Annotated in this window: 9 protein-coding genes and 3 tRNA genes; 3 read left to right on the top strand and 9 right to left on the bottom strand. The window is 60.3% G+C overall.

Annotation, left to right across the window (positions count from 1 at the left end):
- Positions 1–126: 126 nt before the first annotated feature.
- From RMR13_RS15300 to RMR13_RS15260, 9 genes are all read right to left on the bottom strand, one after another.
- Positions 127–588, bottom strand: coding sequence for a helix-turn-helix domain-containing protein (locus RMR13_RS15300; RefSeq protein WP_310601493.1), 462 nt, complete (start codon positions 586–588; stop codon positions 127–129).
- A 388-nt stretch (positions 589–976) separates the two neighbouring features.
- Positions 977–1,053, bottom strand: a tRNA-Asp gene (locus tag RMR13_RS15295).
- Between the two features lie 8 nt (positions 1,054–1,061).
- Positions 1,062–1,137 (bottom strand) — tRNA-Val (locus RMR13_RS15290).
- Positions 1,138–1,254: 117 nt separating this feature from the next.
- Positions 1,255–3,672: an endopeptidase La gene (lon, locus tag RMR13_RS15285; RefSeq protein ID WP_310601492.1), complete on the bottom strand. Its 2,418-nt coding sequence runs from the start codon at positions 3,670–3,672 to the stop codon at positions 1,255–1,257.
- Positions 3,673–3,680: 8 nt separating this feature from the next.
- Positions 3,681–4,949, bottom strand: coding sequence for an ATP-dependent Clp protease ATP-binding subunit ClpX (gene clpX, locus RMR13_RS15280; RefSeq protein ID WP_310601491.1), 1,269 nt, complete (start codon positions 4,947–4,949; stop codon positions 3,681–3,683).
- A 2-nt stretch (positions 4,950–4,951) separates the two neighbouring features.
- Complete coding sequence (gene clpP, locus RMR13_RS15275) at positions 4,952–5,554, bottom strand: ATP-dependent Clp endopeptidase proteolytic subunit ClpP (RefSeq protein ID WP_310601490.1); 603 nt, start codon at positions 5,552–5,554, stop codon at positions 4,952–4,954.
- Positions 5,555–5,630: 76 nt separating this feature from the next.
- Positions 5,631–6,950: a trigger factor gene (gene tig, locus RMR13_RS15270; protein WP_310601489.1), complete on the bottom strand. Its 1,320-nt coding sequence runs from the start codon at positions 6,948–6,950 to the stop codon at positions 5,631–5,633.
- A gap of 112 nt (positions 6,951–7,062) precedes the next feature.
- Positions 7,063–7,147: transfer RNA gene (locus tag RMR13_RS15265), tRNA-Leu, on the bottom strand.
- 92 nt (positions 7,148–7,239) lie between these two features.
- Positions 7,240–8,454 carry an MFS transporter gene (locus RMR13_RS15260; RefSeq protein ID WP_310601488.1) on the bottom strand — a complete coding sequence of 405 codons (1,215 nt, stop codon included), beginning with the start codon at positions 8,452–8,454 and terminating at the stop codon, positions 7,240–7,242.
- Between the two features lie 247 nt (positions 8,455–8,701).
- Here RMR13_RS15260 and RMR13_RS15255 point away from each other — a divergent pair, with 247 nt between their 5' ends.
- The 3 genes from RMR13_RS15255 (at position 8,702) to ppnN (ending at position 13,765) form a co-directional block, all read left to right on the top strand.
- A complete protein-coding gene (locus RMR13_RS15255; RefSeq protein WP_310601487.1) occupies positions 8,702–9,706 on the top strand; it encodes a YhdH/YhfP family quinone oxidoreductase in 1,005 nt (334 codons plus the stop codon).
- Between the two features lie 62 nt (positions 9,707–9,768).
- The gene (locus RMR13_RS15250) at positions 9,769–12,264 is read left to right on the top strand and encodes an AMP-binding protein (RefSeq protein ID WP_310601486.1); all 2,496 of its coding nucleotides are present in this window, start codon (positions 9,769–9,771) and stop codon (positions 12,262–12,264) included.
- A gap of 91 nt (positions 12,265–12,355) precedes the next feature.
- A complete protein-coding gene (ppnN, locus tag RMR13_RS15245; RefSeq protein WP_310601485.1) occupies positions 12,356–13,765 on the top strand; it encodes a nucleotide 5'-monophosphate nucleosidase PpnN in 1,410 nt (469 codons plus the stop codon).
- The last annotated feature ends 98 nt before the right edge of the window (positions 13,766–13,863 follow it).

The following is a 13,863-nucleotide window of genomic DNA, read 5'->3' as shown; positions in this document are numbered from 1 at the left end:
CGGGCTGAATCATGGCGGCTCTCCATCGGGTCATAGGGTGGCAAGGTTCTTTAAAACGATGGAAACAATAGCATATTATCGATAAATCAACAAGTTAATGGTTTAATTCGCCGCAGATTACTGCATCTAATTTTCAAGATATCCTTTACTCACAGCTCCAGCCAAGACGGCCTGGAAGTCGGCCTTCCTGGTCTCCTGATTTTTTGAGCGGTAGAGGGCATCGAGCGCGGTCATCAATCTGTTCCGCTCGCCCGCGGGCATGTCCGGATGCGGCAAAAACACATAGGTCAAGCTCCATGCGCCTGAAATCCTGGTTTTGATTTTTTCAATAAGTCCTGCTTGCACCAGTTCGGCAATCCATCGTCTTATGGTTTTTGGATGTTTGCCCAGCTGCATTGCCAAAGTTTCCTGCTTGGGCCAGGCGCACCATCCGTTTTTTGAATATGTTCGCAGCCATTCGTACAATAATTTCGACTCCATGCTGATAGAGCGCTTGTACCAACACCAGGTATATTTTTTGTACTTATTGGTGCCTGAGTCATTGTGCAGTTGTTCATACGACAAACAGAAGTGCTCGTATGTGTGCATTTGTTTTTCTCCCGCGTTTACGGGTAAAAAAACGAATAAAACTCTCCTGTTTTCTTGACAGCTGTATTTTTTTCGAGTAAATTTACTCGTAAGAATACAGGTGACGAAGAGTAATGATCATCTCCCAGCAGGGTCGGCAAACCACGAGGAAGATTATTTATTCGCTAGTTACCCAAGATTACATGATAAGCCTCTCGAACTTCGGTTTGAGGGGCTTTTTCATTTCCAGCGGATGTGGTAGATACGCAGAAGAAACAAAAAAAACCCGTGTGAAAAAACACACGGGGTTTGCTTTGTGACGAGCAATCGGAAATAAGCGAAAGCCGCAAAACCCCGCGTGCGATCAACTGCAAGGTTTTTTTGTCTTTCGTTCTGTTGGTGGTACTACTGGCGGAGCCGACGAGACTCGAACTCGCGACCTCCGGCGTGACAGGCCGGCGTTCTAACCAACTGAACTACGACTCCAGTAGACTTGGTGGGCGAAACAGGGCTCGAACCTGTGACCCTCGGCTTGTAAGGCCGATGCTCTCCCAGCTGAGCTATTCGCCCCGAAAGGTGACGGTCTATTTAGCAGCTGGGCTCTTGTCCGTCAAGCAAAAAACAGAACCGAACTGGACGATTACCAAATTCTCCCCTGGCCTTGCGACAGACCCGATCAACTACGGCTCAATGCGTTGGCGTGTTATGTGCCGAGATGGTGAAATCGCTGAAAATCGAATCCAACGGCACGTCCTTGAACAGGCTTTCGCCCTCTTTCAAAATCAAGGCACGTTGCAGCACTTCGTCGACATCGTCCACCAGATCGATGGCCAGGCTGCCACGGATCTTCTGCGGCACGTCCTTGAGATTGCGCTGATTTTCCTTGGGGATCAGGACATGGGTGATATTGCCCCGCTTGGCGGCCAGCAGCTTCTCCGTCAACCCGCCGATCGGCAGCACCCGGCCCCTGAGGGTGATTTCACCGGTCATGGCCATGGTGCGGTCCACCGGCAACTTGAGGATGGCGGAGACGATGGCCGTGGCAATGGTAATGCCCGCCGAAGGACCGTCCTTGGGAATGGCGCCCTCGGGCACATGGACATGGATGTCGATCTTCTGATAAAAATCAGGCGACAAGCCCAGACGCATGGCGCGTGAACGCACGTACGACAAGGCGGCCTGGGCCGATTCCTGCATGACGTCGCCGAGTTTGCCGGTGATGGTCAGCTTACCGGAGCCCGGCATGATGGTCGCCTCGATCTGCAGCAATTCTCCCCCGACCTCGGTCCAGGCCATTCCCGTGGCCAAACCAATTTCGTTGTGGGCCTCGGCAAGGCCGAAACGGTACTTGGGCACCCCCAGATACCGCTCGATCACTTGGGGCGAAATCCGGTATTTCTTGCGCGGTTCCTTGTTCTTGAGGCGCTCCCGGGCCACCTTGCGACAAATGGAGGCAATGGTCCGCTCCAGGCCACGCACCCCGGCCTCGCGGGTGTAGCGGCGGATGATCTCCAGAATGGCCTTGTCGTTCAAGGCAATCTCCTCATCTTTAAAGCCGTTGGCCTCCAGCTGCTTCGGCAACAGAAAGCCGCTGGCGATGTTGAGCTTCTCCTCTTCGGTGTAGCCATTGAGCTGAATGATCTCCATCCGGTCCTGGAGGGGCACCGGGATGCCGTGCAGATTGTTGGCCGTGGTAATGAAAAAGACCTCGGACAGGTCGTAATCGACATCGAGATAGTGGTCGTTGAAGGCGAAATTCTGCTCCGGATCCAGCACCTCGAGCAAGGCTGCGGAAGGGTCGCCCCGGAAATCGACACTCATCTTGTCGACTTCGTCCAGGCAGAATACCGGGTTGATCACGCCCGCCTTCTGCATGGAGAGGATGATCTTGCCGGGCATGGCGCCGATATAGGTTCTCCGATGACCGCGAATTTCGGCTTCGTCACGGACCCCGCCCAGCGACAGGCGAACGAATTCCCGCCCCATGGCCCTGGCGATGGACCGACAGACCGAGGTCTTGCCAACCCCCGGAGGTCCGACCAGGCAGAGAATCGGGCCGCGGATTTTCTTGACCTGGGCCTGCACGGCCAGGTATTCGAGAATCCGCTCCTTGGGTTTTTCCAGACCGTAGTGGTCTTCGTTGAGCACGCATTCCGCCCGTTCGATGTCGATTGTGGAGCGGGACTTCTTTTTCCACGGCAGACTAAGGATAGCGTCGATATAATTGCGCACCACCGTGGTCTCGGCCGACATCGGCGGCATTTGCCGCAGCTTCTTGAATTCCTTCTGAACCTTTTCCTTGACCGTCTTGGGCAGGCGTTTTTTCTCGATCACCTCCTGCAACTCGGTCAGGTCGTCGCCGCCTTCACCCTGCCCCATTTCATCCTGGATGGCGCGCATCTTTTCGGACAGATAGTAGTTGCGCTGGGTGGAGTTCATCTTCTTCTTCACCTTGGCGTGGATGTCCTTCTCCATCTCGGAAAGTTCCATTTCCCGATACAGGATCTCCAGCACCTTGGCGATGCGCTGCGGCAGACTGACCAATTCGAGGATCGACTGCTTCTCGTCGGTCTTCAGCTGGATATGGGAGGAAATCAGGTCGACCATCCGGGACGGATCGTCCAGCGAAGTGATCGATTTCAGCACCTCGCGCGGCAGCTTCTTGTTCGTCAGGGTGTACTGATCGAAGGCCTTGCGCAACTCGCGAACATAGGCGGGCACATCTTCGCGTTCGATATCGACGTCCGGGGCCTCGACCAGCCGGACCGAGTAAAACTCATCATCGTGTCCGCTTCCCTCGAAGGCGCCGACGATAATCGCCCGGCGCTTGCCCTCCACCAGAGCCTTGATGGTGCCATCGGGCAGACGCAGCAACTGCATGACCGAAGCCAGCGTGCCCAGGGAGTACAGATGCTTCTGTTCAGGGTCGTCCACCCTCGCGTCTTTCTGGGTGACCAGAAAAACCAGCGAGCGCTGCTCCATGGCGGCCTCAAGGGCCAGGATTGATCGCTTTCGCCCGACCACGAGTGGCGCCACCATGCCGGGAAAAAGGACGATGTCCCGGAGCGGCATCAGGGGATAGGTTTCGGCAGGCAGTTCACTCATCGGCAATATCAAGCAATCTTTTTCGTTTCTTCATTATCGTAGAGAATAACCGGATATTCTCCCTGGGTAATGACCTGTTCGTTGATCACGCATTCGGCGGCATGCTCGTCGGAAGGCAGTTCGTACATGACATCCAGCATGCATTCCTCCATCACCGACCGCAAGCCGCGAGCCCCCGATTTGCGGGCCAGCGCCTTCTGGGCAATGGCCTTGTAAGCCCCTTCGGTGAATCGCAGGGTGATGCCCTCGTAGGCGAACAGCTTCTGGTACTGTTTGCTGAGCGCATTCTTAGGCTCCTTAAGGATGCGAATGAGGTCGTCTTCCGCCAACTCGTCCATGGTGGCGATCACCGGCAAGCGCCCGACCAGTTCGGGAATTAGGCCGAACTTGAGCAGGTCTTCGGGTTGAATCATGTTCAGGATTTCGCCGACCGGCCGCTCCTTCTGGCTGACCACCTTGGCGCCGAAGCCGATGGCCTGGGTGCCGGTGCGCCTTTTGATCACGCCTTCCAATCCGACGAAGGCACCGCCGACAATGAACAGGATGTTGGTGGTGTCGATCCGGACCAGTTCCTGCTGCGGGTGTTTGCGCCCGCCCTTGGGCGGCACCGAGGCCATGGTGCCCTCGATGATTTTCAGCAGGGCCTGTTGCACGCCTTCGCCGGAAACATCGCGGGTCAGGGAAGCCGAGTCGGATTTGCGGGCGATTTTATCGATCTCGTCGATATAGATGATGCCCCGCTGGGCCTTTTCGATGTCGTAGTCGGCGGCCTGCAGCAGGCTGACCAGAATGTTTTCCACATCCTCGCCGACATAGCCCGCCTCGGTCAGCGTGGTGGCGTCGGCGATGGTGAACGGCACCTTGAGCAGCCTGGCCAGGGTTTGGGCCACCAGGGTCTTGCCGCTGCCGGTCGGCCCAATCAGGATAATGTTGGATTTCTGCAGCTCGACCTCGTCGTTGTCGCCGAGGGGCGCGTTGATCCGCTTGTAATGGTTGTGGACCGCCACCGACAGGATGCGCTTGGCATGCTCCTGGCCGATCACGTACTGGTCGAGATGCGCCTTGATTTCCTTCGGCTTGAGCACCCGCTGGCCGAATTCGAACTGATCCTCCATTTCGGGGGATTCGCTCAGAATATCGTTGCACAGGGCGACGCACTCGTCGCAGATGTAGACATTGGGCCCGGCCACCAGTTTGCCGACCTCCTCCTGGGCTTTGCCGCAGAAAGAACAAACGCAACTCAGGTTCTGATCGTCGTCATGTAAATCGTTGTTCACCGTTACTTCTCCGCAGCCAGCTCCTCGCGGCTGGTCAAGACTTTGTCGACAATGCCGTATTGGCAGGCCTCGGCGGCGCTCATAAAATTATCGCGCTCGGTGTCGGCCTGGATCTTCTTCATCGGCTTGCCGGTGTGCTTGGCCAAAATGGTGTTCAGGTCGTGCCGCATCCGCAGGATCTCGCGGGCGTGAATGTCGATATCCGTGGCCTGGCCCTGGTAGCCGCCCATGGGCTGGTGGATCATGATCCTTGAATTGGGCAGGGCGAACCGTTTGCCGGCGGCGCCGCTGGCCAGCAGCAGGGCACCCATCGAGGCCGCCTGCCCCATGCAGAGGGTGGCCACGTCGCAGCGGATGTACTGCATGGTGTCGTAGATGGCCATGCCGGCGGTCACAGAACCACCGGGGGAGTTGATGTAGAAGGTGACGTCCTTGTCCGGATCTTCGGCCTCCAGAAACAGCAACTGGGCCACGATCAGGCTGGCCACGTCATCGTTGACTTGGCTACCGAGGAAGATGATCCGTTCCTTGAGCAGTCGGGAGTAAATATCGTAAGCCCGTTCGCCGCGCGGACTCTGTTCAACAACCATAGGTACCAGATTCATATTCTCCACACTCCGGAACGTGATAACCCGACGGCGGACCGGCCGGACCGCCGTCGGCAGGGACAGCGAAGCCCGCTCAGGCCGAGGCCTGCTCGGTGGATTCGGTGGGCGCGACTTCGGTGATTTTTGCCTGTCCGCGCAAGAAGTTGAGCACCTTTTCGTTGTGCAGTTCGTTCATGAACGGCAGAATCTCTTCCCGCCGTTTAAAGTATTGCTTCACCTCGTCCAAGGTCATGCGGTACTGGTCGGCAATACGCTGATAGCCGCGCTGGATATCCTCGTCCGCGATCTTGATTTCCTCGACCTCGGCTATCTTCTTGAGCAAGAAGTCGCCCTTGACCCGCTTGACCGCGATCTCCCGGTTTTTCTCCACCAGGTCGTCCAGCTTGATGCCCGCCGATTCGAATGTCAGGCCGCTCCGCTTGAGGTTTTCCTCGGACTGCTTGAGCATTTCCTGGATCTCGTAGTTGACCAACCGCTGCGGCACTTCAAAGGGGTTGAGTTCGATCAGCTTGTGCATAATCTTGTCGTCGAAGTCGCCCTGGAGGGCCTCGTCCTTGGTCTTCTGCAGCCGCTGGCGGATATCTTCCCGCAGGTCGGCCAGGGTGTTCAATTCCGGCTTGATGTCTTTGGCGAACTCATCGTCCAGGGCCGGCGGGATCCGCACCTTGACGTCCTTGACATCGACCTTGAACTCCACGTTCTTCCCGGCCAGCAGCGGGTTGGGATAATCGCCCGGGAAGGTGATCTCGTAGAGGGTCTTGTCGCCCTTCTTCAGCCCGATCAGTTTTTCCTCGAAATCCTTGCCGAGCCGGTGCATGCCGATGTCGACGCTGAAGTTCTCGTTATGGACCTCCTTCATGGCCTTGCCCTTGTGAAAGCCCTGGAAGTCGACCACCGCCACGTCGTTCATGGCAATGCCGTGGTCCTCCTCGGCGGTCTGCAGTACCGCCTGATGCCGCCGCAGCAGCTCGATCTCCTTGTCGATCTCTTCGTCCTTCACCTCGATCACGGTTTTTTCCACTTCCAGCCCCTTGTACTCTTTGAGCTCGAACTGGGGCTTGATGTCGACCATGGCCACGTAGACAAAGGTCCCGTCGCCCTTGAACGCGTGTTCCGTAATCTCCGGATGGACCACCGGATCGAGCCCCTGTTTCTCGACCGCGTCGAAATAGCTTTCCTGCACCAGTTTTTCGCCGACCTCGCTCTGAATCTGCTCCTTGAAATTGTTCTCAAGCACGCTTTGCGGAATCTTGCCGCGCCGGAATCCCTTTAGCTTGACATCCGCATTGATCTTGGCATAGGCCTTGGCCAGGGCCGGCTCCACGGTTTCCTTGGGGAGGGTGATGGTCAGTTTTCTTGTCAATTCGGAGATTTGCTCGACGACGATATCCATGGACTGCGATTCCTCTTGTTCGGTTTGCCGGGGGCTTTGAAAAACCGCGGCGTTGGCTCGTGGATCAGCCCGCTCTCAATGGGGCGCGCTGTGCTTGCAATAAGGGAGCGACTGGTGCGAGAGGGGGGACTCGAACCCCCATGGGCTGGCCCGCTGGATCCTAAGTCCAGTGCGTCTACCAATTTCACCACTCTCGCTTTACGTTAAACCCTGACTAATAACCAGAATAACCACTCCCGTCAAGTGATCCATGCGGGAAAAAAGGTGTATTATCAACAAATTTAATACATTAGACAGATGAGGAAGAACCAGGGCCGCCGGCTTTTTTCTCGCCGATTTCGCCCGCGTTTTCACCGGAACGGATCAGATAGGCGGCCAGAGCGCAGAGGACGACAATGGCACCGCCCGTGGCCCAGAAAGCATGGCGCATGCCCAGGGCATCCATGCTCGCTCCGGCCAGGAGGGCGCCGGTGAAAACCCCGGCGCTCATCGCCAGGTTGAACACGCCCATCATGGTGCCGTGGCCGAAAAGATTGCGCCCCTCTTCCACGGCGTAGGCGCCGAGTACCGGCCAGAGCACGGCTTCGCCGAAGCCGAGAAAAAGATACATCCCGATCATGGCGCCCAAATGGGTCATCGAAGGGATGAGCACCACCGCGACCCCCATGCAGAGCGAGCCGCAGAGGAGCAGGACCACCTTGTCGAACCGGTCGGCCAGGGCGCCAAAGGGATACTGGAGCACGGCATTCATCAGGGTTCGGCTGGCGATCACCAGCCCGGTCTGCAGGCCGCTGCTGCCGGGCCAGCCAGCCATCATCACCGGGAGGAAGGCCATGGTCGGCACCATCATCAGGACCGTGGCGAACCGGGCGAGGAAGATGCCCACGGTACGGCGCCGGCGCAGCATCAGGCCGATGTTCTCCAGCAGGCCGACTTGCTGCCGACGGTCGACCGGACAACAGGAGGGCATGTTGACCCAGACCAGGATAAAGGCGAAAAAACACAGATAGGCCATCACGTGGAACACCGAGGCCATCCCCCAGTTGTCGGCAAAATAGCCGCCCAGCACCGGCCCGCAGCCGATGCCGCAGAACACCGCTACATTGATCACCCCCATGTACCGCCCTTCCTCGCCGGGCGGCGAGAGAAAGCTGGCATAGGCCATGGCCACCGGCACGATCATCGCCGCGCCGAACCCCTGGAACAGACGAATGACGATCAGGTGTGCGACGCTGTCGGCCAGGGGAACCAGCAAGCCGACCAGGCCGTAAATGAACAGCCCGGCCACGAGGAATCCCTTGCGGCCCCAGCGGTCGGAGAGACTGCCGATCACCGGCTGGCATAGCCCCCGGCTCAGGGAAAAGGCGGCGGTGATCAGCCCCAGGGCGAATCCGGAGGCCCCCAAGGTGGTGGCCAGAACCGGCAGGATCGGGACAATGATGCCGATGCCCAGCAGGGCGATGAACACCGCGACCACCACGGTGACAAGGATACGGTTGAACATGTTCATCCACAGGTGCGCATGACAAAACAAAAGACCCAAGGCCGGCGCAGTCGCTCCGTCCGCCTCGGGCAGCTCTCTTCATACCATTCGGCCTGGGGAATGCAAGCCGCTCGTGGCTGGCGACATTGTCCGCCCGATGTTCCCGCGCCTTGAATCGCACGTGAAAACACCGTATAATGTGCCGCACCGCCATCGTTCACATTCGCATCGTACTTTTCACATTCGCACCGCACTTTCGGGAGAGGGTATGGAAAACATCCGCTTCAAGGCTCTGATCGTCTCGGAAACCGACGACCAGCGGTTTGTCCGCGTTATCGGCGCAAAACGGATCGAGGACCTGCCGGCCGGCGAGGTGCTGATCCGGGTGCACTATTCCTCCATCAATTATAAAGACGCCCTGTCCGCCGCCGGCAACAAGGGCGTGACCCGGCGCTACCCCCACACCCCTGGCATCGATGCCGCCGGGACCGTGGTGGAGAGTGCCGTTGCCTCCATCGAGGCGGGCAGTTCGGTGGTGGTCACCGGCCACGATCTGGGAATGAACACCAGCGGCGGCTTTGCCGAGTACATCCGGGTGCCGGCCGCCTGGGTGGTGCCCCTGCCCGAGGGTTTGACCCTGCGAGAAAGCATGATCTGCGGCACCGCCGGGTTCACCGCCGCCCTGGCCTGCCACAAACTGATCGCCAGCGGCGTGGCCCCGGACCAAGGGCCGATCCTGGTGACCGGCGCCACCGGCGGGGTCGGCTCCATCGCGGTGGCCATCCTGGCCAAATCCGGCTACCGGGTAATCGCCGCCACCACCAAACCCCAGGAGGCGGACTATTTACGGCTGATCGGCGCTCAGGAGGTGATCGCCACCGCCGAAATCGACGACCAGAGCGGCCGCCCCCTGCTCAAGCCGCGCTGGGCCGGGGTGGTGGATACGGTCAGCGGCAATATTCTGAGCACCGCAATCAAGGCCACCCAATACGGCGGCACGGTCGCTTGCTGCGGCAACGTCACCTCCGGCGAGCTGCACACCTCGATCTACCCTTTCATCCTCAACGGCGTCAGCCTGCTGGGAATCGATTCGGTCAACTGTCTCATCGGCCTGCGGCTCGACATCTGGGCCAAGCTGGCCGGACCGTGGAAACTCGCGCATCTCGAAGCCATCACCACCGAACTGGCCGGGCTCGAGGCCCTGGACGAACGGCTCGATTTGCTGCTCCAAGGCAGGCACCGGGGCCGCGACATTGTCCGGATCGGCAGCTGAGACGGTCGCCCGTCCGGTTCGCCATCCTTTTCCTTCAACCCGCAACCAACCGATTCACCCCGATGCTGCTGACCGACCACCGCAAAACCGCCCTGATTCTGCCGGACCGTTCCCTCACCTACGCCGACCTGCTGGGCCGAGCCCGGGCCATGGCCCAACTGATCCCGGCGGGGACGGAGCGGGTGCTCATCTTTTCGGAAAACCGCGCCGAATGGATTGTCGCCCTCTATGCCGCCTGGAGCGCGGGCTGCACGGTGGTGCCGGTGGATTTCCAGGCCACGGCCGGCGAGCTCGGCTTTATCGTCCGGGATTGCCGCCCCCGGTTCTGTTTCTGTTCCCAGGCCAGACAGGCGGTACTGGCAGAGGCCCTGGCCGGGCTGGAGGACATGCCGCCGGCCGCGATCTTCGAGGAGCTTGGTTCCGGCGAGCTTGCGGCCGCCGAACCGATCGGCTGCCCCGATGCCCAGGCCACGGCACTGCTGATCTACACCTCGGGCACCACCGGCATGCCCAAGGGGGTGATGCTCTCCTTTGCCAACATCCTGGCCAACGTCGAGGCGGTCACCGTCGGCACGCCCATCTACGGGCCGGAGGAACGGGTGCTGATGTTTTTACCCCTGCACCACATCTTTCCCCTGCTCGGCACCGTGGTCATGCCTTTAAGCGTCGGCGCCACCGTGGCCCAGTCGCCCTCGCTCAAGGCCGAGGACATCGTCGCTACCTTGCAAGGCAACAAGATCACCCTGATCATCGGCGTGCCCCGGTTCTACAACCTGATCGTCCAGTCGATCCGGAAAAAAATCGAGGCCAGCGCCCTTGCCGGCCAGCTCTACCGGTTGGCGGAACGGGCGGCCTCGCCCCGGCTGTCGCGCCTGCTTTTCAGCGCGGTGCACAAGAAATTCGGCGGCCATCTCAAGTACCTGATCAGCGGCGGCGCGGCCCTGGACCCGGAAGTGGGTCGGCAGTTCACCACTTTGGGCTTCGAGATCCTGGAAGGCTACGGCATGACCGAGGCGGCGCCGATGATCAGCTTCACCCGTCCAGGCCAGGTCTGCATCGGCTCGGCCGGCAAGGCCATGAGCTGCACCACCATCGCCATCCACGACGGCGAGATCCTGGCCAAGGGCCGTAACATCATGCAGGGCTACTGGAACCGGCCCGAGGAAACCGCCGAGGTGCTGCGGGACGGATGGCTGCACACCGGCGATCTCGGCCATCTCGACGACCAGGGCCGCCTGTTCGTCACCGGCCGGAAGAAGGAAATCCTGGTGCTGGCCAATGGCAAGAACATCAACCCGGCGCTGATCGAGCAGGAGCTGGAGGCCCTCGATCCGGCCATTGCCGAGACCGGCGTACTCATCAAGGACGACCTGCTCCAGGTGGTGATCCGTCCCAATTTGGCCGTACTGCGGGAAAAAGGCATCAGCCGGCTGGACGACTACTTCCGCTGGCAGGTGATCGACCGTTACAACCACAAGGTCTCGCCGGCCAAGCGGCTGCACCGTTTCACCCTGGTGGAGCGCGAGCTGCCCCGCACCCGGTTGGACAAATTGAAGCGTTTCCAACTGCCGTCCCTGGTGCTCGCCCGGCAGGAGCGGCCGGCACGGGTCGAGCATCCGGCCGGGGAGGAGTACCGGCTGATCCACACTTTCCTGGAAGGGCAGATCGCCCGCGCCGTTGCCCCGGACGACCACCTGGAGATCGACGCCGCCCTCGACTCGCTCGACAAGGTCAGCCTGCTGGTGTACATCCAGAAAACCTTCGGGGTGGAGATCGCCGAGGAGGATTTGATGCGCCTTCCCACCCTGCGCCAGCTGAGCGGGCACGTGGCCGAACGCAAGGAGAAGATCGCCGAGGAGCCGATCAACTGGCGCGACATCCTCAGGGAGCAGCTCGACAGCCGCCTGCCGCGCGCCTGGTTCACCACCAACCTGATCAAGAACGCCAGCCGCCTGCTGCTCGGCTGCTATTTCCGCTTCCGCACCGAGGGCCGGGAGAACATCCCCGACACCCCCTGCATCATCGCCCCCAACCACCAGAGCTTCATCGACGGCCTGCTGGTGGCAGCGGGCCTGAAAAACACCCTGATGCGGCGCACCTGCTTCTACGCCAAGGCCAAGCACGTCCGCAACCGCTGGCTGCGTTTTTTGGCCGACCGCAACAACGTGGTGGTCATGGACATCAACACCGACGTGCGGGAATCGATCCAGAAAGTGGCCCTGCTGCTGCGAGGCGGCAAGAACGTCATCATCTTTCCGGAAGGCACCCGCACCCTCAACGGCGCCTTGGGCGAATTCAAGAAAACCTTTGCCATCCTGAGCAAGGAACTCAATGTGCCGGTGGTACCGGTGGCCATCCGCGGCGCCTTCGAAGCCCTGCCGGCCGGCTCCCGCCTGCCGCTGCCCTTCCGTCGGATCTCGGTCCGCTTCCAACCGCCGATTTTCCCCGATGGCCACAGCTACGAATCGCTCAAGGAACTGGTGCAGGAGCAGATCCGGCAATGCCTGGACGCAACAAGCCCGTCCCTGCTGCCGCAAGGAGAAAACCGCTCCTGCTGAGCAACCGCTCCCGACCCTTCATCCCGGCCGACGCCCTGCAGCGCATGCGGACGCCGGCCGTAATCCGTTCACCCTTTCCGGACCATCCAGCGTGAAAAAACTTGCCATCCCCTCGTCCCAAGACGTGGTCGACGCCCGCATCAGCCCCGCCTCCAGCCTGGACCTCCTTTCCCGGCTGGAAGTAGGCAAACTGCTCAACACCAGCCGGGGCGAACTGTATCCCCTGTTCCGCAACTCGTCGCTGGCCGTGCTCAACAACGGCGACTACCTCGACGATGGCCGCGAATTGTTAAAGCGCTTCCAGAGTTTCGATATCCGGGTGATCCAGGAGGAACGCGGCATCAGGCTCGATTTGCGCAACGCCCCGGCCAGCGCCTTTGTCGACGGCAAAATGATCCGGGGCATCAACGAACACCTCTTTGCCGTGCTCCGCGACATCGTCTATGCCGACGATGCCATCAACCACAGCCCCCGCTTCGATCTCACCAGCTCCGACGGCATCACCAACGCGGTGTTCCACATTTTGCGCAACGCCGGGATCATGCGGCCGCACACCGAGCCGCGCCTGGCGGTCTGCTGGGGCGGCCACTCGATTTCCCCGGAGGAATACGACTACAGCAAGGAGGTCGGCTACCAACTGGGCCTGCGCGGCCTCGACATCTGCACCGGCTGCGGCCCCGGCGCCATGAAGGGGCCGATGAAGGGCGCCACCATCGGCCATGCCAAGCAACGAGTCTACAACGGCCAATACCTGGGCATCACCGAGCCCGGGATCATCGCCTCGGAATCGCCCAACCCCATTGTCAACGAGCTGGTGATCATGCCGGACATCGAAAAGCGGCTGGAGGCCTTTGTCCGGGTCGGCCACGCGGTGATCGTCTTTCCCGGCGGCGTGGGCACGGCCGAGGAGATCCTCTACCTCCTCGCCATTCTCCTCGATCCGGAGAACTCACGCATTCCCCTGCCGCTGATCTTCACCGGCCCGGCCGAGGCCGCCGAGTATTTCGAGCGGATCGACCGCTTCATCACCGAGACCCTCGGACCGGCCACCCGGCAGATGTACCGGATCATCGTCGACGATCCCGAGGCCGTGGCCCGCAAGGCGGTGGAAGGGATCGAGGAGGTCTACCGCTTCCGGCTGAAAATCGACGACGCCTTTTATTTCAACTGGATGCTCAACATCGACCTCGGCCTGCAACTGCCCTTCGAGCCCAGCCACGAGAACATGCGCAGCCTCAACCTGCATAAAAACCAGCCGCCGCACCTGCTGGCCGCCAATTTGCGCCGGGTCTTTTCCGGCATCGTCGCCGGCAACGTCAAGGATGCCGGCATCCGGGCCATCGAGGAGAAAGGGGTGTTCGAACTCAGCGGCGATCCGGCCATCATGCGGCCGCTCGACGAGCTGTTGGCTTCCTTTGTCGAGCAGCGGCGGATGAAGCTGCCGACCACGGCCTACAACCCCTGCTATCGGCTGATCGCGGAAAACGGGAACGCGGCCTGACGGTTGGCCGGCAAGGCGGCGCGCAGGGATTGCTTTTTCCGGCCAACTGCGGGATAATTGGCCTGTCTTCGCCGGGGATTCGCGTCCGGCGGGACCAT

It is taken from the genome of Desulfobulbus sp. (assembly GCF_031547805.1).
Taxonomy (GTDB): domain Bacteria; phylum Desulfobacterota; class Desulfobulbia; order Desulfobulbales; family Desulfobulbaceae; genus Desulfobulbus.
Note: the sequence above shows the minus strand (reverse complement) of the source record. Positions and strands in the feature narration are given on the sequence as shown.

Excerpts from the sequence above, each read along its gene's own strand:
- RMR13_RS15300 (WP_310601493.1), bottom strand. The coding sequence starts at position 588 with ATGCACACATACGAGCACTTCTGTTTGTCGTATGAACAACTGCACAAT.
- lon (WP_310601492.1), bottom strand. The coding sequence starts at position 3,672 with ATGAGTGAACTGCCTGCCGAAACCTATCCCCTGATGCCGCTCCGGGAC.
- clpP (WP_310601490.1), bottom strand. The coding sequence starts at position 5,554 with ATGAATCTGGTACCTATGGTTGTTGAACAGAGTCCGCGCGGCGAACGG.
- tig (WP_310601489.1), bottom strand. The coding sequence starts at position 6,950 with ATGGATATCGTCGTCGAGCAAATCTCCGAATTGACAAGAAAACTGACC.
- RMR13_RS15260 (WP_310601488.1), bottom strand. The coding sequence starts at position 8,454 with ATGTTCAACCGTATCCTTGTCACCGTGGTGGTCGCGGTGTTCATCGCC.
- RMR13_RS15255 (WP_310601487.1), top strand. The coding sequence starts at position 8,702 with ATGGAAAACATCCGCTTCAAGGCTCTGATCGTCTCGGAAACCGACGAC.
- RMR13_RS15250 (WP_310601486.1), top strand. The coding sequence starts at position 9,769 with ATGCTGCTGACCGACCACCGCAAAACCGCCCTGATTCTGCCGGACCGT.